General features: G+C 34.6%; 19 protein-coding genes and 3 tRNA genes. 12 read left to right on the top strand and 10 right to left on the bottom strand.

Going from position 1 to position 25,017, the window contains the following annotated elements:
• Window positions 1–122: 122 nt before the first annotated feature.
• The 5 genes from galA (at window position 123) to AC1DVP_RS08315 (ending at window position 8,596) form a co-directional block, all read left to right on the top strand.
• The gene (gene galA, locus AC1DVP_RS08335) at window positions 123–2,993 is read left to right on the top strand and encodes a beta-galactosidase GalA (RefSeq protein WP_477183032.1); all 2,871 of its coding nucleotides are present in this window, start codon (window positions 123–125) and stop codon (window positions 2,991–2,993) included.
• Window positions 2,994–3,199: 206 nt separating this feature from the next.
• Entirely contained in the window at window positions 3,200–4,438 is a 1,239-nt protein-coding gene (locus AC1DVP_RS08330; RefSeq protein ID WP_477183031.1) for a glycoside hydrolase family 27 protein, read from the top strand.
• A gap of 257 nt (window positions 4,439–4,695) precedes the next feature.
• Window positions 4,696–5,232 carry a glycosyl-4,4'-diaponeurosporenoate acyltransferase CrtO family protein gene (locus AC1DVP_RS08325; protein WP_477183030.1) on the top strand — a complete coding sequence of 179 codons (537 nt, stop codon included), beginning with the start codon at window positions 4,696–4,698 and terminating at the stop codon, window positions 5,230–5,232.
• 164 nt (window positions 5,233–5,396) lie between these two features.
• Window positions 5,397–6,362 carry a glycoside hydrolase family 5 protein gene (locus AC1DVP_RS08320; protein ID WP_477183029.1) on the top strand — a complete coding sequence of 322 codons (966 nt, stop codon included), beginning with the start codon at window positions 5,397–5,399 and terminating at the stop codon, window positions 6,360–6,362.
• Window positions 6,363–6,481: 119 nt separating this feature from the next.
• Window positions 6,482–8,596, top strand: coding sequence for an ATP-binding protein (locus AC1DVP_RS08315; RefSeq protein WP_477183028.1), 2,115 nt, complete (start codon window positions 6,482–6,484; stop codon window positions 8,594–8,596).
• Between the two features lie 180 nt (window positions 8,597–8,776).
• Here AC1DVP_RS08315 and AC1DVP_RS08310 read toward each other — a convergent pair whose 3' ends face one another.
• Window positions 8,777–9,226, bottom strand: a complete 450-nt coding sequence (locus AC1DVP_RS08310; protein ID WP_477183027.1) for an N-acetyltransferase family protein — start codon at window positions 9,224–9,226, stop codon at window positions 8,777–8,779.
• 683 nt (window positions 9,227–9,909) lie between these two features.
• On the opposite strand from AC1DVP_RS08310, the gene AC1DVP_RS08305 reads away from it, so the two are divergent.
• Entirely contained in the window at window positions 9,910–10,923 is a 1,014-nt protein-coding gene (locus tag AC1DVP_RS08305) for an outer membrane beta-barrel protein (RefSeq protein WP_477183026.1), read from the top strand.
• A gap of 118 nt (window positions 10,924–11,041) precedes the next feature.
• Here AC1DVP_RS08305 and AC1DVP_RS08300 read toward each other — a convergent pair whose 3' ends face one another.
• The 6 genes from AC1DVP_RS08300 to AC1DVP_RS08275 form a co-directional block, all read right to left on the bottom strand.
• On the bottom strand, window positions 11,042–12,184 hold the full coding sequence (locus AC1DVP_RS08300) for a DegT/DnrJ/EryC1/StrS family aminotransferase (RefSeq protein WP_477183025.1): 1,143 nt from the start codon (window positions 12,182–12,184) through the stop codon (window positions 11,042–11,044).
• A 169-nt stretch (window positions 12,185–12,353) separates the two neighbouring features.
• Window positions 12,354–13,259 (bottom strand): N-acetylmuramoyl-L-alanine amidase, encoded by a 906-nt coding sequence (locus AC1DVP_RS08295; RefSeq protein ID WP_477183024.1) that lies wholly within the window; start codon window positions 13,257–13,259, stop codon window positions 12,354–12,356.
• 38 nt (window positions 13,260–13,297) lie between these two features.
• The gene (locus AC1DVP_RS08290; protein WP_477183023.1) at window positions 13,298–13,789 is read right to left on the bottom strand and encodes a hypothetical protein; all 492 of its coding nucleotides are present in this window, start codon (window positions 13,787–13,789) and stop codon (window positions 13,298–13,300) included.
• A gap of 27 nt (window positions 13,790–13,816) precedes the next feature.
• Entirely contained in the window at window positions 13,817–15,130 is a 1,314-nt protein-coding gene (gene rimO / locus AC1DVP_RS08285; protein ID WP_100429965.1) for a 30S ribosomal protein S12 methylthiotransferase RimO, read from the bottom strand.
• 359 nt (window positions 15,131–15,489) lie between these two features.
• Window positions 15,490–17,001: an OmpP1/FadL family transporter gene (locus tag AC1DVP_RS08280; RefSeq protein WP_477183022.1), complete on the bottom strand. Its 1,512-nt coding sequence runs from the start codon at window positions 16,999–17,001 to the stop codon at window positions 15,490–15,492.
• Between the two features lie 44 nt (window positions 17,002–17,045).
• Entirely contained in the window at window positions 17,046–18,098 is a 1,053-nt protein-coding gene (locus AC1DVP_RS08275) for a hypothetical protein (protein WP_477183021.1), read from the bottom strand.
• A 102-nt stretch (window positions 18,099–18,200) separates the two neighbouring features.
• Here AC1DVP_RS08275 and proS point away from each other — a divergent pair, with 102 nt between their 5' ends.
• From proS to rpsT, 5 genes are all read left to right on the top strand, one after another.
• Window positions 18,201–19,679 (top strand): proline--tRNA ligase, encoded by a 1,479-nt coding sequence (gene proS / locus AC1DVP_RS08270; RefSeq protein ID WP_477183020.1) that lies wholly within the window; start codon window positions 18,201–18,203, stop codon window positions 19,677–19,679.
• Between the two features lie 78 nt (window positions 19,680–19,757).
• A tRNA-Glu gene (locus tag AC1DVP_RS08265) sits at window positions 19,758–19,829 on the top strand.
• A gap of 44 nt (window positions 19,830–19,873) precedes the next feature.
• Window positions 19,874–19,945: transfer RNA gene (locus AC1DVP_RS08260), tRNA-Glu, on the top strand.
• Window positions 19,946–19,989: 44 nt separating this feature from the next.
• A tRNA-Glu gene (locus AC1DVP_RS08255) sits at window positions 19,990–20,061 on the top strand.
• A gap of 36 nt (window positions 20,062–20,097) precedes the next feature.
• Entirely contained in the window at window positions 20,098–20,349 is a 252-nt protein-coding gene (rpsT, locus tag AC1DVP_RS08250; protein ID WP_073371796.1) for a 30S ribosomal protein S20, read from the top strand.
• A 94-nt stretch (window positions 20,350–20,443) separates the two neighbouring features.
• Here the strand turns inward: rpsT and AC1DVP_RS08245 are convergent, their stop codons facing one another.
• Entirely contained in the window at window positions 20,444–20,833 is a 390-nt protein-coding gene (locus AC1DVP_RS08245) for a response regulator (protein ID WP_477183019.1), read from the bottom strand.
• Window position 20,834: 1 nt separating this feature from the next.
• Window positions 20,835–22,547, bottom strand: a complete 1,713-nt coding sequence (locus tag AC1DVP_RS08240) for a PAS domain-containing sensor histidine kinase (protein ID WP_477183018.1) — start codon at window positions 22,545–22,547, stop codon at window positions 20,835–20,837.
• Window positions 22,548–22,719: 172 nt separating this feature from the next.
• Between AC1DVP_RS08240 and typA the strand changes: the two genes are divergently transcribed.
• A complete protein-coding gene (gene typA, locus AC1DVP_RS08235; RefSeq protein ID WP_477183017.1) occupies window positions 22,720–24,516 on the top strand; it encodes a translational GTPase TypA in 1,797 nt (598 codons plus the stop codon).
• 68 nt (window positions 24,517–24,584) lie between these two features.
• Here typA and AC1DVP_RS08230 read toward each other — a convergent pair whose 3' ends face one another.
• Window positions 24,585–25,004, bottom strand: a complete 420-nt coding sequence (locus AC1DVP_RS08230; protein WP_477183016.1) for a DUF2141 domain-containing protein — start codon at window positions 25,002–25,004, stop codon at window positions 24,585–24,587.
• Window positions 25,005–25,017: the final 13 nt, after the last annotated feature.

Below are 25,017 nucleotides of genomic sequence, written 5' to 3'. Positions count from 1 at the left end.
AAATACTCTAATTCTCTATTGTGCCTTTTTTAAATGGATTATGAAAAAAAAGTATCAATATACTTGACTTCTATTCATTATTTTTGAGAATTAAACTTTTGACAAACCTTTTATAAATGTTAATGAAAAATTTTAAAACATCACTTTTTTTAGTACTGATTTCTTTTAGCTTTCCTGTTTTTTCACAATCAGCTTTGAATACTTCTCCTAGAGAACATATTTCGTTAGACAAAGATTGGAAATTTGCTTTTGGTCATCCATCCGATACCAAGAAAGATTATAATACAGGAACGGCTTATTTTTCCTATTTGGCCAAAGCGGGTTTTGGTGATGGTGCATCCAATGCTTCTTTTGATGACCGCTCTTGGCGAAAGCTGGATCTTCCTCATGATTGGGCTGCAGAACAAGGCTTTAGTAATGAAGCTAGTTTTAGCCACGGATTCAAAACCATTGGGCGAAATTTTCCAGACAAAAGCATCGGCTGGTACCGCAAAAAAATAACCATTCCCGAGAGTGATTTAGGTCGCCGAATTCATATCGCATTTGATGGTGTTTTTCGCAATTCGGTTGTTTGGGTAAACGGTCATTATTTAGGAAATCACGACAGCGGTTATTTGGGTTTTGAATATGATATCACTGATTATATTAATTATGGAGGAGAAAATACAATCGCCGTTCGTGTTGATGCGACTATGGAAGAAGGCTGGTTTTATGAAGGAGCGGGAATCTATCGTCATGTTTGGCTTAATAAAACCAATGAACTTCATGTACCGGATAACGGCACTTTTGTGCAAACGAAAACAAAGGATAATACAACAGCCATTAATGCATTAGTAACAGTTACAAACGAAGGCAAGACTTCAAAATCATTCGAAATTAACCAAAAGGTTTTGGATGCAACTGGGAAAAGCGTTTCCGAAAAAACAATCAATACCTGTACTTTAAACCCAAGAGAAACAAAAGATTTTTCTGCAGATTTAAGTGTACAGAATGCTACACTTTGGTCGCTTGAAAATCCTTATTTGTATAAAATGATTACTTCGGTTTATGAAGAGGATAAATTAGTGGATACTTTCCAGACTTCTTTCGGAATCCGAACTATCCGTTTTGATGCCAATGAAGGTTTTTTTCTTAACGAAAAACATGTCAAAATAAAAGGAACAAACAATCATCAGGACCATGCTGGAGTTGGAGCCGCCATGCCAGATGCTTTACAGGATTTCAGAATCAAAACCTTAAAATCCTTTGGGAGCAATGCCTATCGCTGTTCTCATAATCCGCCAACTCCAGAATTGCTTGAAGCTTGTGACCGTTTAGGAATGCTGGTTATTGACGAAAATCGTTTGATGGGAAGTACCCAAATCCAATTGGATGATGTGAAAAAAATGATTGAACGTGATAGAAACCATCCCTCAGTTATTAGTTGGAGCATCGGAAACGAAGAATGGGGAATAGAAAATGATATTGTAGGCGCTCGAATTGCCAGTTCCATGCAGTCCTATGTGAAATCTATAGATGCTTCCAGACCTGCAACTGCCGCTTTTAGCGGAGGTATTGGCAGTAACGGAATTACAACGGTGATGGATCTGCTGGGAATTAATTATATCGTGAATAAAAACACTGATGAACAGCATAAATTATTCCCAAATCAATCCATTTGGGGAACCGAAGAAGGAAGCACTAATGCCACTCGGGGCGAGTATTATCGCGACAATCAAAAACACATTATGCCGGCTTATGACAAAGCGCCAAGTTCCAGTTTTATCAGTATAGAAAACGGTTGGAAACATTATAATTCCCGCCCGTATCTGTCTGGAATGTTTGTTTGGACAGGATTTGATTATCGCGGGGAGCCAACTCCATTCGAATATCCTTCTGTAGGTTCTTATTTCGGAATGGTAGATCAATGCGGGTTTTATAAAGATACCGCGTGGTACTTGAAAGCGTGGTGGCAAAATGAACCAGTTTTGCATCTTTTACCGCATTGGAACTGGGCTGGAATGGAGAATCAAAATATTGAAGTTTGGGCGTACAGTAATTGTGACGAAGTTGAGCTTTTTTTAAACAAGAAAAGTTTAGGCAAAAAAACAATGGAAAAAGACGGACATCTCGAATGGAATGTCAATTATGCTCCCGGAACGCTTGAGGCAATCGGATACAAAAACGGAAAGAAAATCATAACCGATGTCGTGAAAACTACTGGTGCAGCTGTCGTTTTAAATTTAGCATCCGATAAAAATAGTATTGAGGTTGCCAAAAATGATATTGCAATGATTACGGTCAGTACCAAAGATAAATCGGGACTCTTTGTACCAATTGCGGATAATGAAGTAACCTTTTCAATCACAGGTCCAGGAAAAATTATCGGTGTTGGAAACGGAAATCCAACTTCACTTGAACCCGATCAATATTTAGAGACAAACACTGTTTTGAATATTGAAAACCTAAAAGAAAAAATAGTAGCCGATTTCAATGTTTCAGAAGTAACTCAAGAAAATGTTGCTGACGAATCTTGGCAAAAAGCCTTTACAGACGATAGAGATACTATTTTTGGCAAAAAAGTAAAAGCAGTCGTTTACAGAACCGAGTTCGAATTGCCAGCTAACTATAACGAAACGGCAATTAGTTTGTTTTACAATAGTCTCGGAAAAAAACAATCCATTTTTATCAATGGACATAAAATCAGCAATGAAATTCCTGAAAACAAAAAGGGAGATTCATTTGTCCTGGACAAAAAAATACTGCATTCGGGGAAAAACACCATCGCAGTGATTGCCCAGCCTTTATTAAAAAAATATAAATGGGATGTGGTGAATCAAAACCCGGGAACGATTCAGATTATTACCAAAGCCGAAAATTACAAGCGCAAATTATTTAACGGCTTGGCTCAAGTTATCATTCAAACCACTGGTGAAGCGGGCGAAATTACGTTGACCGCAACCAGTAACGGACTCAAAAAAGCCGAAATAAAAATAAATACTGTTCATAATTAATAAATTTTGGGCGTGACCACAAGGGTCGGGCTGTACGTTCCCGCTTTTTTATAACTGGTAAAAAAGCCAGTTATAAAAAGAGCTCCACTGCCATCCCTCACGCAAATTGTGCAAAATAAGATCATTCCGTTTTTTAAGAAAATCTGGAAGATCTGCGTGACAATATTTTAAAAAAGTCAATAACAAAAAAGAAAACAATATAAAAAATGAAAAAAATACTTCTCAGCTTATTTTTAAGCAGTATAGCATTTCAAGGTTTCTCACAAGGAAATGTTTACAAACAAGGAACCGGAAAATTTGAAGGCTTAGCCATGACCCCGCCAATGGGTTGGAACTCTTGGAACACTTTCGAGACCAACATTGACGAAAAACTCGTAAAAGAAACCGCCGATATTATGGTTTCTACTGGAATGGCAGCTGCAGGATACAACTATATTGTTCTCGACGATGGCTGGATGGCCAAAAACCGTGATGCCGATGGAAATTTAGTTCCAGATCCAATAAAATTCCCAAGCGGAATGAAATCCTTAATCGATTATGTACACTCAAAGGGATTAAAGTTTGGTTTGTACAATTGCGCCGGAACGCACACTTGTGCAGGTTACCCGGGCACACGAGGTTATGAGTACCAAGATGCCCGTTTTTATGCCAATTTAGGAATAGATTTCTTAAAATACGATTGGTGCAACACCGCAGGAATCAACGCCCCAGAAGCGTATGCAACAATGAGCAACGCGTTAAAAACAGCTGGAAGACCCATCGTTTTCAGTCTTTGTGAATGGGGTGATAACAAACCTTGGGATTGGGGAAAACCAATAGGAAATCTTTGGAGAATTTCGGGAGATATTTATCCATGTTTTGATTGCGAGTTCCACCACGAAGAAGGAAATTGGTCGTCATGGGGATTTATGAAAATTGCCGAAATGCGCAAAGAAATCCGTAAATTTTCAGGCCCAGACCATTGGAACGATTTTGATATGATGGAAGTAGGAGACGGAATGACCAACACCGAGGATAAAACTCATTTTGCCATGTGGTGTATGATGGCTTCTCCTTTGATTGCTGGAAATGATTTCAGAAAAATGTCCAAAGAAACATTGGCGATTCTAACCAACAAAGAACTTATAGCAGTAAACCAGGATAAATTAGGAATCCAAGGATTCAAGCTTTCTGCCGAGGATGGACTGGAAGTTTGGGTAAAACCTTTGTCCGACGGGAATTGGGCAGTTACTTTCTTGAACAGAACTGAAGCCCCTAAAAAAATCAATTACGATTGGAAAAAAAATCCAATCAAAGATCCTGACTTTGGCTTTGAAACAGATTTTAATAAAACAATCTTCAAAATCAAAGATCTTTGGAAAAACAAAGAAGCAGGAACTACCAAAAAGAATTTCACTGCCGATATTGCCTCTCACGATGTAATTACGCTGCGGTTGATTCCTTAATTAAAAACCGGTTAGGTTTCATACTTTGCAGAATTATAACTTTAAATTTCTATATTTGAGAAAACATGCAATTTGGTATTTGCCGATCTACTTAAGTTAGCATAGATTGGAATAAATTTATCAGGTCTATTAACGAATTATAGCCAATTACAAAACACGAGAAACATAAATGATTGAACATTATTGCATTAAAATCATCTTCTGAAATGGCCAACATCGAGTTATATAACATTCTATAACCCAAACGAAAATAACCAATGAGAAAAACCTTAATTTTATTTTTAATAGCAATAATTACAATTGGCTCAATTTGTGGTTTGGTTTGTTATATTAGAATGGATGGTTTTTCGTTCGCCTGGACTCTGAACTTCCTTTTGATGATAGGTGTGCTTGCTTTTACTCAAGCGCTAAAAAGCCAGTTTAATTCTCCTTACTTTAATGAAAGGGAATGGGAACGGAGAGGAAAAATATATGAGTCTTTAGGAATAAATTTTTACAGGAAACTATTGGTTTGGACTGGTTGGGAAAAACTGAATAAAAAATCTAAACCAGTAGAAAAGAATGCCAAAGCTTTAATACATCTGCATTATCGAACAAAACAAGATGAATTAGGGCACATAATTATCTTTTTTATAGTCCTAGGATTTAATGTTTTTGTGGCATTCAAGTTGGGAATTCTCAAATCTTTGTGGTTGCTGGCATTAAATGTTCTACTAAACCTGTATCCAATTTTCCTTCAGCGTTACAATCGGCCAAGAATAGAAAGAGTTATAAAATTTAGTAAACGAAGATAATGATGCTCTTACAACGGTCATATTGTCAAGTGGCTAAATTTTGATAAAAACAACCAAATATTTCTATTCCAAAATTAACAGTAGAAACTCAGGTTTTAAAATATATTAAACCGCAATCAAATAAAATATCCTCCTGGTTTTTCAGGAGAAAAAAATATATAAACATGAACTATAAATCTAAAATTATTTTGCTGCTGCTTGCACTGAGCTGTAGCATGGCAAACGCGCAATTCGTCAAAAAGCACGGACAGCTTAGTGTGAAAGGTACACAGCTGGTCGATAAAAATCAAACTCCAATTGTTTTAAGAGGCGTAAGCTTTGGCTGGCATAGTATGTGGCCCAGATTTTATAATGAAAAGGCGGTGGACTGGTTAAAAAAAGATTTCAACTGCAACATTGTCCGTGCAGCAATGGGTATCGAAATAGGAGAGCATGCTTATGTAAAAGAACCTGAATTTTCCAAAGAAAAAATAGAATCTGTTATTAAAGGAGCAATCAAATCCGATATTTATGTCATAATAGATTGGCACAGCCATAATGTTAATTTGAAAGAAGCCAAAGAGTATTTTGATAAAATCTCCAAGAAATATGGGAAGTATCCAAATGTAATCTACGAGGTTTTTAATGAGCCCGACTACGAAACTTGGCAGGAAGTAAAAATGTATGCCGAAGAGGTGATTAAAGTCATTAGAGCAAATGATCCGGATAATATTATTTTAGTAGGATGTCCAAAATGGGATCAGGATGTTCATCTGCCTGCTCAGGATCCTATAAAAGGCTATGATAATTTGATGTACACCATGCATTTTTATGCAGCAACGCATCAAAAAGAGCTTAGGGACAGAACGGATGAAGCTATTAAAAACGGCTTGCCAATTTTTATCTCTGAATCTGCAGGAATGGAAGCTTCAGGAGATGGTCCTATGAATTATGCTGCATGGCAGGAATATATCGACTGGATGGAGGGGAAAAAACTGAGCTGGATAGTTTGGTCTGTTTCTGATAAGGTTGAAACTTGTTCCATGTTAAAAAAATCAGCCAATTCCGATGGCAACTGGAAGAATGAAGATCTTAATGAATCAGGTTTAAAAACAAAGGAATTACTACGAAAATACAATAGTAAGAATTAGATTTGAAAAAAACATAAAAACCAACTTTTCAATGAGTTGGTTTTTTTTTGTGTTCTAAAAAGAAGTATATTGCGCCTCTTTTTTGGCCACATTGGACTGACTACATTGATATTAACTATATGAAATTAACATTAAAATTAACGACTTATTTTAAATTGGTACTGTTAATCATTAGTATTTGTTCGCTCTTTATATTGTTGTTTCTTTCTCTTTATTTATATACAGTACAGCAGGAAAATGATGTTTTCAAAGCTAATTCTAATCAGTATAAAACGGAGATTAACCGATTATTTGATTTTAATTCGAAAACGCAGATAGTTACCATTAATGATCTTACCTATTGGGATGCTTTAGTCAATTTTACAAAATCTAAAGATACACTTTGGTTTAAAAAATATATCAAAAATGAATTTCCTACTTATGAGGTAGATTATATTTCAGTTTATGGTTTAGATAAAAAGTTTATTGCATGTGTAGCAAAGCCTTATTTTAAATCCAAAGATTTTATAGTAAGACAGGCTATGAAAAATTTATATAAAACTAAAGGTTGCAGGTTTTATATGAGAGTCCCTGAGGGGGTGGTCGAAGTGCTAGGCGGGACAATTCATGGTTCAAACGATCCTAGAAAAATAAAAACAAAACCAGCTGGATATATGTTCATGGCCCGGTTATTGGATAAAGCTTATTTTAAAAATTTAGAAGACATCTGCAGTTCTGATGTTCGGCTTTTAAATAATGTAATTACCGATACGATTGGAGATAAAAAAGTAACTTCATTAATAAAACTCAAAGATTACAATAATCATGAAGTCGGACAATTATTGTTTGAGAGGTCTTCTTATCTTAATTTTGAAAGAACCAAAGAGTTATTGTTAATCATTGTTATTACTACATTGGTAGGGCTTATAGCTGCGGTTTATTATTCCAGAAAATGGGTTTACAGGCCATTGCGTTTGGTAACCAATATCTTAGAGACCGACAGGGAGATTTCAATTAGTCTGCTGAAAAGAGAACCAGGCGAATTTGGTCACATCGGAAATTTGTTTGAAGATCATAGAAGGAATCGATTTCAATTAGAAAAATCCAAACAGAAAGCCGAAGAAAGCGATAAGTTAAAGTCGACTTTCCTTGCTAATTTATCTCATGAAATTAGAACGCCGATGAATGCTATTATCGGGTTTTCAGATTTGCTTTTAAATGAAAATTTAAGTGAAGATCTAAAAATGAAATATTTGAAAATCATCAACAGCAGTGGCAAAAGCTTAGTGTCTATTATTGAAGATTTAATAGAAATGTCCAAAATTGATGCCAAATTAATAGTTCCTAATTATAAAGGCCTGGATATTGAAAAATGTGTTAAAGAGCTTTATAATACGCTAAAGGTGACTGTGCCTGATGATAAAAGCATTGATTTTTATATTATCGAAAGCACCGATAAATTAGAGAATAATATTTTAACTGATGAGGTGAAGCTGAAACAGATAATTGTTAATCTGCTTACGAATGCAATAAAATTTACTGATAATGGGCATGTTGCGTTTGGCTATTCAATAAATAAAGAGGAACAGTTATTAGAATTTAGAGTTGAAGATACAGGTATTGGAATCAGTAAGAATGATTTGAAAGTTGTTTTTGACCGCTTTCGAAGAGTCGAAGATGATTATTCAATGTCACTTAGCGGATTAGGATTGGGCTTGTCCATTTCCAAGGCTTATGTAGAAATGCTTGGAGGAGAAATTAATGTTGAGTCGGTTTATGGAGGCGGATCTGTTTTTAAATTTACTATTCCGTTAATTTACGAAGAATACATTGTTGAAAACAATGCAGTCAATGAAGAAAGCCTAAATAAAAATGCTGATGCCAAAATTATTTTGGTGGCTGAAGATGATAATATCAATTTCTTATTATTAAAAACAATATTAGAATTAAAAGGACACATCGTTTTAAGAGCAAGGAATGGTCAGGAAGTAGTAGATATCAGCAGATCAAATCCAGCAATAGATTTGATTTTTATGGATATTAAAATGCCTGTTTTGGATGGTTACGAGGCTTTTGAAATGATTAAAAAAGATAATCCTGATTTAATTGTAATTGCTCAAACAGCTCATTCTTCATCTGAAGTGAAAGAAAGAATAATGAAAGCCGGGTTTTCAGGCTATATTACAAAACCTTTGGATAAAGAAAAAATCTATGAAATAATTATCAAAGTATTTCAAAACAATGTTAGTGGTTAGATTTGTTTTTTTAAGCAAAAAAATGAGGGCTTTCGATAGAGAAAGCCCTCATTTTTGTTTAGATGGTTTTTCATTTTTTCTATTATCACTAGTCTTGCAGCGGCTTGTGGCAGTTATGAAAATTGTCGAAATTCTTTACGGGACTATAATTTGCTCTTTGGTCAGTATTGTAAGCTGTAATTATGAGACAGTGAGATCATAGCTGTAAAGATAGTCCTCTCTTACAAAGCCCATTTTATGATATAATTTTTGGGCAACATTATTGCTTTTAGCCGTTCTTAAACGGATGGTATGAGAACCGATCTCTTTAGCAAATGCTTCCGTTTGTGAAATTAATTTTTCGCCTATTCCTTTTTTTCGTGCCGAAGGATCTACAAAAAGATCGTTTAGGATTACTATTTTATTGAGTGCCAATGAAGAAAAAGTGACGTATATGAGCGCAAAACCAATAATTTTATCAGGATTTTCATCATCACTGGCAACAAAAACTGTGGCTTCATTATTTTCTAATCTTTCCTTTAGAAAGGCATGGTGTTTTTCATAGTTGGAGGGACCTTTGTAAAAAACAACATATTGATCAAATAGATTTGTTAATTGATCTAAGTCTTGGATGTTAGCTTTTCGTGTCATATTGAGCTGGTTATGTTAATTAGAAAACTAAATATACAAAAATAATAATCATGTATTTTAATATTATTTCGGTTTTAATTGATTTTGTGTTATTTTCTTACTCAAAAATCAAAAAATTTGCACTATTTAAGATTAATGTGTATTGTTATTTCTGTTTTTAAATATCTGCTGGGAGCAATGGATAGAAGAGCATGCAGTCTTGCTTAAGTGCTTTTTTTCTGAAATGTTTTTTTCTGAAATCCTTAAGCCATTTGATAATGAGTTTAAAGATTTTTTGTTCAGTTCAAATGATAAAAACGTTGTTTTGATTTTTGTATAAAATATTTGACTGTAAAATTATATTTTTCAGAACAACCCTGTTTTTTATAGGGGTTAAATTTTTTAAATTTATTTTTCAGGGATTAAAATGCTATTTTTGCATTTAAAAACAATTTTATACTGTGAATTTAAACGGGTATATTTGTAAAAACACTGATTATTGAATTTGTAAAATAAGTTCAAAAAAAACGTAATTTGATTATATTTTAGTGATGATTTTCGGATATTAATAATTCTTTTCAGAAACTTTTAAAAAAGTTTTTATGTTAACGAAAAGTTAATAATTTCGCTATTAAGAAAGAAAAAAATAACCAACATTTGGCTGGAAAGCCATTCATCGATTACTAATTAAAAAAAATTAAAACATGAAAAAAGTATTAGCAGTTTTAGTGTTAGCCTTAACGACGAGTATTTCATTTGCACAAGATGCACCAGAATCTACACCATTAGAGATTACAGGTTCTGGAGATTTATATTATAAGTATGATTTTGCAAAAACACAAAATATTAAAACAAGCTTTGGAACAGATCAGAATTCAGTTTCTTTGGGGATGCTAGATATTGCTTTTAAGAAAAGTATAAAGAAAGTGTCTTTTGTTGGTGAAGTTTCTTTTGGGCCAAGAGGGCAATATCAATCAATACCAAACGGCGACGGAACTGATGTAAATTCATTCCATATTCAAAATTTATATGCGACTTATGCAGTTTCAGATAAGTTTAGTTTTACAGCTGGTTATATGGGAACTTTTATTGGTTATGAGGTGATTTCTCCATTAGGTAATTTCGCCTATTCAACTTCCTATTTGTTTACCAACGGCCCATTCCAAAATGCGGGTGTTAAAGCAAATTATAAAATATCAGACAAATTTGGGGCAATGCTAGGAGTGTTTAATGATTCTTGGAATTCTTATAAAGCCGATCCAGTAAAAGGTTTGAATGCAGTAGGAGGCCAATTGTCTTTTGCAACAGAAGGAGTTAGTGCTTACCTTAATTTCATGGATGGTTCAGTAAGCGGTACTATTGTGGATTTGACTGCAACATTCCAGCTTTCTAAAAAATTCAAATTAGGTTTAAACGTTGCTGATTTTTCAAATGAGGGAGATGTAGGTTATACTGGAGCGGCTATTTATCCTTCTTATGCTCTTACTGATGCTTTTGCTTTGGGATTACGTGCGGAATATTTTAAATCGAAAGAAGGTTCTTTAGATACGGATGTAACAGCTTTTACTTTGTCAGGTAACTATAAAGTAAGCGGTTTGACTATTATTCCAGAGTTTAGATTTGATAATAATTCGGATGATGTTATGTTCGTTGATTCGAATTTGGCTCCAACTAGTTCTGCCACTCAAGTGCTTTTAGCTGTGGTTTACGGATTCTAGTCAAGGAGGTTTCTTTGGTTTAGATTGATAAAAAACAATAAAAAGATATTTTTTTTTTGGCTGTCAAAATCCTCTGTGGTTTTGGCAGCTTTTTTATTTCAACGTATAAAAAATGTAATTAGCTTAATAAATTTAATAAGCAGGTTCGGATACGGTCTTTGTCAGAATCTGTCAGATTAGACCCTGAAGGCAGACTCAGTCCATTCTCAAACAATGTTTCGGCAATTTTTTCTCCATAAAAAGGATAATTTTTATATAATGGCTGAAGATGCATGGGCTTCCATAAAGGTCTGCATTCTATATTAGAATCCAGTAAAGTCAATCGGATGGTTTCTTTGTCGATTCCGTTTTTAGTTTCAGCAGGATTTACAAGTATGGAAGTAAGCCAATAATTGGAAAAATAGTCTGGATTTTCTGTTGTAAAAACGGTAATTCCCGGAATATTTTCAAAAAGAGATACATAAAAATCATGCATAGCTCTACGCAGTAAAATATGTTCGTCGAGGACTTTCATTTGACCGCGGCCAATACCTGCACAAATATTACTCATCTGATAATTAAAACCCAGTTCGCTGTGCTGGTAATGCGGTGCTTCGTCTTTGGCTTGGGAGGCAAGGAACTGTATTTTTTTCTTTTGTTTTTGGCTCGAAGTTACAATGGCTCCGCCACCAGAGGTTGTTATAATTTTATTTCCATTAAATGAAAAAACGCTGATATCCCCAAAAGTACCGCATTTTTGTCCTTTGTAGCTGCTTCCTAAAGCTTCGGCACTGTCTTCAAGGATTGGAATATTGTATTTGTTGGCTACCGCTCTAATCTCATCTATTTTATAGGGAACTCCATACAAATGAACCGTGATTATTGCTTTTGGAATTTGACCTTTGTTAATTGTATCCGTAATAGCATTTTCTAAAGCTATGGGGCAAAGATTCCAGGTTTCTTGTTCACTATCAATAAAAATGGGAATTGCTCCTTGATATAAAATAGGATTAGCTGATGCTGCGAATGTCAAGGATTGACAAATTACTGCGTCGCCAGATTTTACACCTAAGAGTATCAATCCTAAATGAATAGCTGCAGTGGCTGAACTTAGCGCTGTTACAAAAACTCCATTAGATAGATATTTTTCTAAATTATGTTCGAATTCAGTTATGTTTGCTCCAAATGGAGCAATCCAATTTGAATCAAAAGCATCGTGTACATAACTAAGTTCGGAACCTCCCATGTGTGGAGAAGATAACCATATTTTTGGTTTGATCATTGTTTAAGACATTAAAATCGCATAATTCAAAAAATGATTTTGGTTGATGCTTTTCTTGCTCAATATTTCTAAATGGTATAAATATGCGTTTTTTTTTAACCTAATAAATATAAACATAAAAACGCTTTTTGGTCAAATCAAAAAGCGTTTTTTATAAGGTATTACATTTCTATTTTTTGTAAACTGAATAGATAGTGCTAATTGTTTTTTCGTCCAAAATATCATTAACTTCTGTCTGTATGAAATGAAGTTTAAAAGCTATAACAGCTGCAGAGAGATTTTCAGTATTATACCCTATCACTTGCAAACCTTGYTTTACATTGAATTCAGGCGGAGGACAAGGAAGCTCATCTTCTGGCCAAACGCCAAAACCATTTACAGCCAAAAGTTTCCAAGGGAATAAAGCGCTTGGATCCTTCTTTCTTGTAGGTGCAATATCGGCATGTCCGATTATGTTTTGTGTAGGAATGTTGTAATCTTTTTTTAATTTGGTCAAAAGAGCCAGTAAGGTATTGATTTGTAAATCTGAAAAAGGCTCGGTACCATTATTGTCCAATTCAATTCCAATAGAACTGGAGTTAATATCAGTATTTTTACCCCATGATCCATTCCCGGCATGCCAAGCTCTTAAATAATCATTAAGCATATGAATTACTTTTCCGTCTCTCGCAATCACATAATGGGCGCTTACATTGGTTTGTTTTAATGTAAAAGTTTTAAGAGTTTGCTGAACAGAGTCTTGCGCAGTATGATGGATAATAATAAAATTAGGTTTTCTTAAATTGAAATTAACCGTACCTACCCATTCAGAGACAATGCCGTTTTGTAAAATCTTAGTATCAGTTTTAGAAAGCGTGTCCTTATAATTGAGCAATTGGTTATTGTATCTATAAGCAATGCTGTCAATGACAACAAACGGTTCGCTTTTTAGAGGTATGGCTTCTTTTGTGGCAATGGTTTCTTTTAAGGATTTTATTTGTTCATTATAGACTTTTTCGCTTGATTTGTGCGGGTTTGTTGTGCCACACGAAGCGATTAAAAGGACTAGAATGAGACAGTAAATGGTTTTTGTCATGATTTTGGAATATTTTCAAAAGTATCTGATCTTGAGTTTTAGTGTTTTCGAGCTTCCATTTTGCTGTTTCTCTCCTCAATCAGATTCTTAAATTTCTCTTTTTGATCCTTGTTTAAAATTTCTTTAACTTCCATTTCAGTCATTTCGCTTAGAACTTTAAACTCCTCTTTTTTATCATCATCGTTAATTTCTTTTTTCATTAAAATTTCTTCTTTTTTTAACGATTTGATGTAAATATTTTTTACAACAACCTCTTGAAGGGCGTCCAGATTAAGTTCTTTTTTATAATAGGCAACTATTTTTCCAGCGGTTTCCTCTACAGGTACAGGTTTTGGCGCACTTGGCTGACTGGCCTGCATTTGGTTCATTTGGTTGGATCTTCCATAGCCGTTTCCGTAGCCGTTTCCATAACCATTCCCGCCATAACCGCCACCGTATCCGCCGCCGTAACCATTATTATATTGAGCCGAAATAGTGTTAGCTGACAAAAGTAAAAATGCTATTAACAATGCTGTTTTAAATGTTTTCATAAAATACAATGTTGAAAATTAAAAAATTTAAACTGGTTCTCCGTATAAATCAAATTCTGTTGCTTCAATAATTTTGATCATTGCAAAATCACCTGTTTTTACATAGTGTTTTGCAGCGTCAATTAATACTTCATTATCAACATCAGGGCTGTCAAACTCGGTTCTGCCTACAAAATGACCGCCTTCTTTTCTGTCAATAATACATCTGAAAGTTTTTCCAACTTTTTCTTGGTTCAAATCCCAGGAAATTTGAGATTGTAATTCCATAATTTCGTTGGCACGATCTTGTTTTACATCGGCAGGAACATCATCTTCCAGTAAAAAAGCGTGTGTGTTTTCTTCATGCGAATAGGCAAAACAGCCCATTCTGTCAAACTTCATTTCCTGAACAAAGTCTTTCAAAATATTAAAATCTTCCTGTGTTTCTCCTGGATAACCCACAATCAAAGTTGTACGGATAGCCATTCCAGGAACCGCTGCCCTAAAGTCTTTTAATAATTGTGTAGTTTTTTCCTGTGTAGTCCCGCGTCGCATCGATTTCAAAACAGAATCTGCAATGTGCTGTAGCGGAATATCAATATAATTACAAATCTTAGGTTCGCGTTTCATGATTTCAAGCACATCCATCGGAAATCCGGTAGGAAAGGCGTAGTGCAGACGAATCCACTCAATGCCTTCAACTTTTACTAAAGCTTCCAATAATTCGCCAAGAGCTCTTTTTTTGTACAAGTCAAGACCATAATAGGTTAAATCCTGAGCAATCAAAATCAATTCTTTTACGCCGTCTCTTGCTAATCCTTCAGCTTCTTTAACTAGTTTTTCAATAGTCTGCGAAACGTTTTTTCCTCTCATTAACGGAATGGCGCAAAAACTGCAAGGTCTGTCACAGCCTTCCGAAATTTTCAAATAGGCATAATTTTTTGGAGTAGTAGTCAAGCGTTCTCCTAGTAATTCATGCTTATAATCGGCGCCCAAAGCTTTTAATAAAGCCGGCAATTCTGTAGTTCCAAAATATTGGTCTACATTTGGAATCTCTTTCTCTAAATCAGGCCTGTATCTTTCAGATAAACATCCGGTTACAAAAACTTTGTCTACAAGTCCTTTTTCTTTTTTATCAGCATATTCCAATATCATGTTTACCGATTCAGCCTTGGCATTATCAATAAAACCACAGGTATTTATCACGATAATATTCCCTTCATCCTCTGCTTTGGCCTCATGAGTCACATCTTTGCCACTGGCTTTAAGCTGTCCCATCAGCACTTCACTGTCATATACATTTTTAGAACACCCTAGGGTGATTACATTTATTTTGTTCTTTTTTAAAGACTTCGTTCTCATAATATTATATTCCTGATAATTTAGGAATCTGCAAAATTACAATTTTTTGCTGAAACCCTGTCTGTTTCCTTTTAAAATGGACGTTTTGTTTGTATAAAAATGATTTGGAGCAGTATATTTCATTTTTTTAAGAACATTTCTCCCGCTGTCTGCAGTATCTTTTATACCTCTCGTCTTTTGGGACGAGACGGCATAAAAGGATACTTGCTCCCATCGGGGCTGATTAAAGATGTTTAGTTTTTATAAAAAAATCTCCCAAAAAAGTTTCGTAATATCTAGTCTTAAAATTCTTAGTATAAAAAACAAAACCACTTTTGAACAATCTCAAAAGTGGTTTTTGTTATTACATTATGTGTATTTTACATTTCAAAAGTAAAAGTCATAGTAAAATTATTTTTATACGTATTAATTCTGGCTCTCTCTGTAAATCCTTGTGAGAAAAACTGTTCTTGAGATGTAGAATGAGCATGAACATAAGAAAAATCAAGTTTTATAGCTCCGAAACTATAACCTAATCCACCCGAAAAACTGTTCAAATCTCCTATTGTTACTGAGTCATTATAAGGACTTCCTTCAAATCGGTAACCGCCTCTCAGCTTTAAATTTTGTATTCTGTATTCGGCACCAGCTCTTACTTCGTTTGAGCTTCCAAGGGCATTGTGCATGGTGTTATTTAAACCTCTAAAATAAGGGTCGTTTTCAGGGCCAAATTGAGTTTGACTATAATCTTTGTATTTATAATCCACACTGATTAATCCCGTTTTTCCAAAAACATAAGAAAAACTTCCAGTCAGACTGCCCGGAGTCTGCAGATCATAAGGTGCATAATAATTAGTCGTAAGAGGATCCACTACATCAGGCGGTAATGAGTTTGCATTGTTGGTGCTGACAGCGGATAGTCTTTGTGAAAATTCATCTTTCAAATTGTACCATGTTGGCGATTCATAAGCAAAACCCAGACGTATTTCATTAGTTAATTTTGCAATTGCTCCTGCTTGGAACGAAAATCCTGAGCCGTAAGTATGAAGATTGTTTGAAAAATTTAAATTACTAATTTTATAATTTATATCTGAAGGATTGTTGTTGGATTCATAGAAATTCGAATTTTGAACGTAATCCGTAAAATGAGAATTTAAGTTTAATCCAATATACAAGAAGTCTTTAATCTGAACAGCACTGTTAAAAATCAGTTTTCCGTTATGTCCATTGGAGTAAACACTGTTTTCCTGATAATAATTTCCTCCTGAGCGAACATTTGAAGTGTATAAAGTATTAGAGTCGGTATCTGAAACAGGATTTATAACGAATCCGTAGTATCCTAGGTAAGCTTGTTGTGGGCCATTATCTAGGTCGGCATAATTATTATTTGTTATAAGTCCTAACGAAACATTGTTGGTATTGGCATAACTTAAAAAATATTCGTCTATAGAATGAATTGGATTTACTCCTGCAGAGAATAATGAGTTGTCGTAATTATTAGTGTTCTCATAATTAATAGAGAAAGAAATTTTTCTCAAATCATTATCAGGATCTCTAGTCTTAAAAACAAAAACACCTCCCGCTTGATTAATATCAAAATTATTCTGGCCAGATGAAGTAGAACCGCCAAAATATTTCGAGTTATTATCAATATCATAACTTCCCATTGTCGCGGCAAATTGATTATTGTTAAAAACGGCTGATCCCGCAGGGTTTAGATTTATGGATGATAAATCGCCTCCTAATGCTCCAAAAGCGCCGCTCATGGATGTAAATCGAGCGGTTCCTTGCAATTCGCTTTGAGCATAACGCATCGCGTCTTTCATTTCTTGTGAGTGTACTGTAGAGAATGTTAATCCTGCTGCTAAAAATAACAAAAGGTTCTTTTTCATGGGGTTGAACTTAAGGTTAGTTATAATTTTTTGATTAGTGTTTTTTATCTTCTTCCGCCACCCATTCTTCCGCCACTGCTACTACCACTGCTACTGCCACCGCCACTGGACATTCTGCCAGCTCCGCTAGACATATTGCTGCTGCTGCTTCTGTATGAACTGTTGTTACTTGGAGTGTAGCTTGATCTTTGGGTGGTTTGATTTGAGGTATTTGCTCTGCTTTGTGTGTAATTGCTATTTCTGTATTGTGATTGATTTTGTGTGTAATTTCTAGAAGCAGGATTAGTATAGCTATTTCTGTTTGTAAAATTAGTATAGTCATTTCTGTTTGTAAAAGATGAAGCCCTTCTGTTTACTATATCATTAGTGCTGTTTCTATTGTAGGTATTGTTATTGTATATGCTGTTTCTGCCAGTAGTACTGTTTCTGCTGGTAAAACTATTTCTTGTGTTGTTGTAAGCGTTAGTCCTGTTATAGGTGTAGTTTCCTCCGTAAGACGATCCTCTTCTGCTATAATTATAATTGTAGGAATATGGATTAGCATGGCCGTAACCATAACCATAACCTGAATATCTGTAGTTAGGATAACCACAACCGTACCCAGAGTAACCCCATCCATAATAAGGATAACTCCATCCATAGTATGGGTAACCATAACCATAGTATGGGTAACCGTAACCATAGCCATAGCCGTAATATGGGTAGCCCCAGCCATAGCCCAAATACCAAGAAGTGTTTGGATAGACTGTTATAGTGGTTTCTTGAGGAGAACTGCCCCAAGAAGCATATCCGGTAGATGGCGCTTGTATTGAATCGTTTTCTGTATTGTAGTCGCTGCTGTAGCTGTTTACGTCAGTAAATATTTCGTCAGATGCTCCGGTGTTTTGTAATGAATTGAAATATTGTTTATATTGAACTGAAGATTGAGCGGCTTGATTATTTTTTACAACAACTTTTCCCTCATTTGTGCTATAAATACCGTCACTATCATAATAGGAGCTGTTTTGATAAGAACCGCAGGAGGTTATTATCAAGCCTAAAAATACAATTAAGGAATTAAGTGATGTTTTCCGAGTAATTAATGCATTTGTTTTCATTTCGGCAGATTATTTTATTGTTGGACAATACAAAATTAGTTAGTTTTGCGTAATTATTTAGTTAAATTATTAAGAAACAAATATTATGCCAAATTATTCAAAATGAGCAAGAACCTAACAACAAGAGCAGAAGATTATTCAAAATGGTACAATGAGTTGGTTGTTAAGGCCGATTTAGCAGAGAATTCAGGGGTTAGAGGTTGTATGGTAATAAAACCTTATGGGTATGCTATATGGGAAAAAATGCAAGCTGAACTTGATAGAATGTTTAAAGAGACAGGACATCAAAATGCTTATTTTCCTTTATTTGTTCCCAAAAGCATGTTTGAGGCAGAAGAGAAAAATGCAGAAGGATTTGCAAAAGAATGTGCTATAGTTACACATTACAGATTAAAGAATGATCCTGATAAACCAGGGAAATTAATGGTGGATCCAAATGCAAAACTGGAAGAGGAATTAATTGTACGTCCTACAAGTGAAGCTATTATTTGGTCTACATATAAAGGATGGGTGCAATCCTATAGAGATTTACCTTTGTTAATAAACCAATGGGCCAATGTGGTGCGTTGGGAAATGAGAACCCGTTTGTTCTTGAGAACAGCTGAGTTTTTATGGCAGGAAGGACATACAGCACATGCAACTAGAGCAGAAGCAATAGAAGAATCAGAGAAAATGATGAATGTATATGCTGATTTTGTTGAGAATTTCATGGCTATTCCCGTTATAAAAGGATTGAAAACAGAAACAGAACGTTTTGCAGGTGCTGAGGAAACATATTGTATTGAAGCCCTTATGCAGGATGGCAAAGCATTGCAGGCAGGGACTTCACATTTTTTAGGGCAAAATTTCGCTAAGGCTTTTGATGTAAAGTTTGCGAATGCCGAAGGTAAGCAAGAACATGTTTGGGGGACATCATGGGGAGTTTCAACACGATTGATGGGAGCGTTAGTAATGACTCATTCTGATGATCAGGGATTAGTATTGCCGCCTAATTTGGCTCCGATCCAAGTTGTTATTGTTCCTATATATAAGAGTGATGAGCAATTAGACGCGATTTCTAATGAAGTGGATGTTTTGGTTATGGCTTTAAGAAAATTAAATATCTCTGTGAAATTTGATAATAGAACAACTCAGAAACCAGGATTTAAATTTGCTGAATGGGAATTAAAAGGAGTTCCGGTTCGAATTGCTGTTGGTCCAAAAGATTTAGAAAACGGAACTTTTGAAGTAGCAAGAAGAGATACTTTAACAAAAGAAGTAGTGGCCAAAGACGGAATCACAACTTACATTAGTGATTTATTGGAGCAAATTCAAAAAGATTTATTCGGAAAAGCATTAAATTATAGAAATACTCATATTACTGAAGTAAATAGTTTTGATGAATTTAAGGAGGTTTTGGAAGGTGAAGGAGGCTTTGTTTCAGCACATTGGGATGGAACTGCGGCTACCGAGGAGAAGATTAAAGAATTGACAAAAGCAACGATAAGATGTATTCCTTTGGATAGAGTAGAACAGGCGGGAAGCTGTGTGTTTACTGGGAGTCCTTCAGTCGGAAGGGTGCTTTTTGCGAAGGCATATTAAAAAAAATAAATTTTTTTTGCCTCTACTATTGCGCTTCTCAAAAATAGTTGTATTTTTGCATCCGCATTACAGAAGTAGGGTCCGTTCGTCTATCGGTTAGGACGCCAGGTTTTCATCCTGGTAAGGGGGGTTCGATTCCCCCACGGACTACAAGAAGTATTTAGATTGAAAAAATTCTGAGAATAAAAAACAACGGTCCGTTCGTCTATCGGTTAGGACGCCAGGTTTTCATCCTGGTAAGGGGGGTTCGATTCCCCCACGGACTACAAATTTTTTTGATCTAGAATATTCCAGAACTTAGAGGGATAATGGTCCGTTCGTCTAGGGGTTAGGACGCCAGAATTTCATTCTGGTAACAGGGGTTCGATTCCCTTACGGACTACAAAAAATGAAATAATTAAGATAAAAAGATAACACAATGGCAAATCATAAGTCAGCTCTAAAAAGAATTAGAAGTAACGAAAAGAGAAGAGTATTAAATAGATACCAACATAAAACTACTCGTAATGCTATTAAAGCATTAAGAATTGCAACTGATAAGGCTGATGCGACTTCAAAATTGTCAAGTGTAATATCAATGATTGATAAATTAGCAAAGAAAAACATCATTCATGATAACAAAGCTTCAAACTTGAAGTCTAAGTTAACTAAGCATGTTGCTAAATTGTAAGTAATATAATTTATATAAAAAAGCTCCTTTTTTAAGGAGCTTTTTTTTATGCCTTATTTCTTTTAATTATGAGGCTATGTTTGATGAATTGTAATTAGATTCTTGACTCTAAATAATGCAGCATTTCTACTGTGATGGGTTTGGATAAGAATTCAATGACATTAGGATATGATTTTGATTTTTTAATATCTTCGGGATCTATTGTTGAAGTTAAAATGATAACTTTGGTATTGTTTGAAAGATAATAATTGGAGTTATTAAATAAATCAAGAAACTCCCAACCTCCCATTACTGGCATGTTCAGGTCTAAAAAGAGCAATTGGGGCTTTGTGTCTTCATTTTTGATATTGTCAATAAATGCAATAGCTTCCTGACCATTGTAAGCGTATATTATTTCTTTTGCAAAAGAAGCTCTTTGTACCACTTTTTTAAATAGCATTAATGTAATTGGGTCGTCATCGATGCACATAATTAAGTCTAACATTTTAAAAAGATTTAAGCGTTAGTATGAATTCAGTTCCTTTTTCGACTTCACTCCGAATAGCTATTGTACCGCCCATAGTTTCTATTTGGGACTTAACTAAAAATAGCCCTAACCCTTTACTGTCCGGGTAATCGTGAAATCTCTGATAGAGACCAAATATTTTGTTTTTGTGTCTTTTTAAGTCTATTCCGATGCCATTATCTTTGAAACTGATCGAAATTATTTGGTCGGCTTCTGAAATGGCAATATCAATAATTAAATCTCTGTTTTTTGATTTGAACTTAAGAGAGTTAGTGAATAAGTTGAGTAAGATGCTTTCAAGATAGACTTTATTAGTATTTATTTTTGTAACGTTTCCATAGCTGATGTTTAGTTTTGGTTTTATCGTTTCGATGCTTAAATTTAGCTGGCTGAGAATGTTTTTGAAAATATCCTGTATTAGCAATTCTTCATTTTGCATGGCGGGACTGTCTTTTATTGTGATTGCTTTGGATAAATCATTGACAGTTTCATTTAGCAGGTGAGTGGATATTTTGAATCCGTTTATGATTTCTTCTAAGTCCTTATTCTCAATTAAGACATGGTCGATTAAATTTAATAAGCCTGTTAAATTTGATAATGGAGCTCTTAAATTGTGGGATGTAATGTATGAAAATTGTTTTAAATCTTTATTGTTACGGGTTAATTCCCGGATGAGTATTTCTTTTTCTTTCTCTAATTTTTTTTCTTCAGTGATGTCTCTCTGTATGGAAATCCAGTGCGACAGATCCTGTTCCAGATTGTATACGGGAATGAATGAGAGGCTCACCCAATATTCCGAATGGTCTTTTTTATAGAGTATAATTTCAAGAAAACATTCTTCTCTGTTTTTTATGGCTTGTGTTAGTTTTTCGATTTGACAGGGATCTGAATTTTTTCCCATGAAAAAATTAGGAGATTTTCCTATAATTTTGGAATGTTCATAGCCTGACATTTTGCTGAATGCAGGATTTGCAAAAACTATTTTTGGTATTTGGTGGTTATCAGAAGTTGCTTGCGTGATAATGATTGAATCGCGGGCTTCGGTAAAGACTGTTTCAAGCAGTTTTAGCCTGTTTTCTTCCTCTTTTTGTTTGGTGATATCTTGAATGGCACCGATCATCCGAATGGCTTTTCCGCTTTCGTCTTTTAAAATAAAGCCTCTGTCCAATACATATTTGTATTTATTGTCTGCACATTTAAAACGGTACTGGTCTTGCCATTTTTCAGTCTTTTGTTCAAGAAATGAATAGAGTTTGATAGACATTTTTATGCTGTCTTCCGGATGTATATTGTCGAACCACCATTTGGAATTATTAGTTACTTGATTTTGATTGTAACCGTATATTACTTCGATTCCTTTGTTCCAAGTGAAATCGTCTTCCGGTATCTTCCAGTCCCAAATTGTATCGCTGGTAGCTTTTGCAACGATGTCATATTTCTCGTTAGACTCTATTAGTTTGCCGTTGGTATGTTTGAGGTTTTTGTATATTTCTGTGTATCTTTTGCTGTTTTTGTATAAGATATATCTAAAAAGAAGAGCTGTAGTTATTATGAAAAAGATGTCTTTAATAAAGCTAAAAGTATAGGCATTTAAATAGAGGGAATAATGTTTTGCTAATTTATAGCTAATAATAGCAATAAATAGTGCAATGAGTGTATAAGTTAAAGTTGTTTGATTGGCTCTGTCTTTCATTAATCAAATATAATTAATTTAATGTTAAAATTTAAAACTTCATTTTAAATAAATTCTGACACTATTTGTTTAGTATTTAGTTAATTGCCTATATGTTAACAAAATAGCAAACTATTGCATAAAGATTTTTTATATCAAAATAAAGTGTACCTTTGCACCCTAAAAATCACAGATGGAAGCTATTAGAAATATTGCAATTATTGCCCACGTCGATCACGGTAAAACAACTTTGGTTGATAAAATTATGTATCACTGTCAGTTATTTCGTGACAACGAAAACACAGGTGACTTAATCCTTGATAACAACGATCTAGAGCGCGAAAGAGGTATTACTATTACTTCAAAGAATGTTTCGGTTCAATATAAAGGTACGAAAATTAATATTATTGATACTCCAGGTCACGCCGATTTTGGCGGTGAGGTAGAGCGTGTTTTGAATATGGCTGATGGAGTTTGTCTTTTGGTAGATGCTTTTGAGGGACCAATGCCTCAAACTCGTTTTGTATTGCAAAAAGCTATTGATTTAGGATTAAAACCATGTGTTGTAATCAATAAAGTAGATAAAGAAAACTGTACTCCTGAAGAAGTTCATGAAAAAGTTTTTGACTTAATGTTTGAATTGGGCGCTCAAGAATGGCAGTTGGATTTCCCAACCGTTTATGGTTCAGCTAAAAATAACTGGATGTCTGATCATTGGGAAAACGTAACTGATAATGTTGAAGCATTGTTGGATATGGTGGTTGAAAATGTACCTGCTCCTAAAGTATCTGAAGGAACTCCACAAATGTTGATTACATCTTTAGATTTCTCAGCTTTTACAGGCCGTATTGCTATTGGTCGTCTAGAAAGAGGAGTTTTAAAAGAGGGTATGCCAATCTCATTGGTTAAAAGAGATGGTACAATAATGAAATCAAGAATTAAAGAGCTTCATACTTTTGAAGGTCTTGGACGTAAAAAAGTGCTTGAAGTAATTGCTGGTGATATCTGTGCGATTGTTGGAGTTGAAGGGTTTGAAATTGGAGATACTATCGCTGATTTTGAAAACCCAGAAGCGTTGAAAACAATTGATATTGATGAGCCTACAATGAGTATGTTGTTTACAATTAACGATTCTCCTTTTTTTGGAAAAGAGGGTAAATTTGTAACTTCTCGTCATATTAGAGAGCGTTTGACAAAGGAATTAGAGAAAAACTTAGCAATGAAATTGGGTGAAACTGATTCAGCTGATAAGTTTATGGTTTTCGGTCGTGGTGTACTTCACTTGTCTGTTCTTATTGAAACAATGAGAAGAGAAGGGTATGAGTTGCAAATCGGTCAGCCACAAGTTATCATCAAAGAAATTGATGGTAAAAAATGTGAGCCAATTGAAGAATTGACAATCGATTTACCAGAAACTCTTTCAGGTAGAGCTGTTGAGTTCGTTACTATGCGTAAAGGTGAAATGCTGAGTATGGAAACTAAAGGTGAACGTATGATTGTAAAATTTAATATTCCATCACGTGGAATTATTGGATTGCGTAATCAATTGCTTACTGCTACTGCTGGTGAGGCTATTATGGCACACCGTTTTATAGGATATGAGCCTTACAAAGGAGAAATTGCTGGACGTAACAAAGGTTCATTGATTTCTATGGAAAAAGGAAAAGCTATTCCTTATTCTATCGATAAATTGCAAGATCGTGGTAAGTTTTTTGTTGAACCAAATGCCGAAATTTACGAAGGTCAGGTAATTGGAGAAAACTCTCGTGGTGATGATATGTGTGTAAACGTAACTAAAGAGAAAAAACAATCTAACGTTCGTTCGTCTGGAAATGATGATAAAGCTAGAATTATCCCTCCAATTATTTTCTCTTTAGAGGAAGCTTTAGAGTATATTCAAAAAGATGAATACGTAGAGGTTACTCCAAAATCTATACGTTTGAGAAAAATCTATTTGACAGAAACTGACAGAAAAAGATTTAAAATCTAAAAGATTTAAATTTCAATATTTAAAAAGTCCCAAATTCCTAAACACTGGAATTTGGGATTTTTTTTGGATTAATGTGCATCACTCATTTTGATGTTAATTTTGGAATCAGAGGTAATTTTGAATTTTGCCTCTTCATATTTTGGAGGTCCCATGAATCCTTTGGCATTATTGGAACAGGCAACAGGTTCTTTGGGCATTCCTATAAAGTTTTTGTCTAGTTTGCCATTGTTGTTTTCATCATGATATACCATAACAGTGTATTCTCCTTTTGGAATATCAGAAAAAGTTACTGAAGACGCATTTGATTTTATTGCAGCCGATCCTTTTTTATAATATGCTTTAAGAAACTTTTCTTTAGAGCTGTATAGTTCAGCAGTTAATATTCCAGCGGTGTTTTTTAAACCCGAAACATTGATGGTAAGGCTTGAATTTTGAGCGAATCCCAAACTGCAAATAGATAATAAGGCTATGATGAGAAACTTTGTCATGATTATTTTATTG

It is taken from the genome of Flavobacterium sp. P3_A6 (assembly GCF_056403035.1).
The sequence above is the reverse complement of the archived record's forward strand: the minus strand, read 5'-3'. Positions and strand labels throughout refer to the sequence as shown.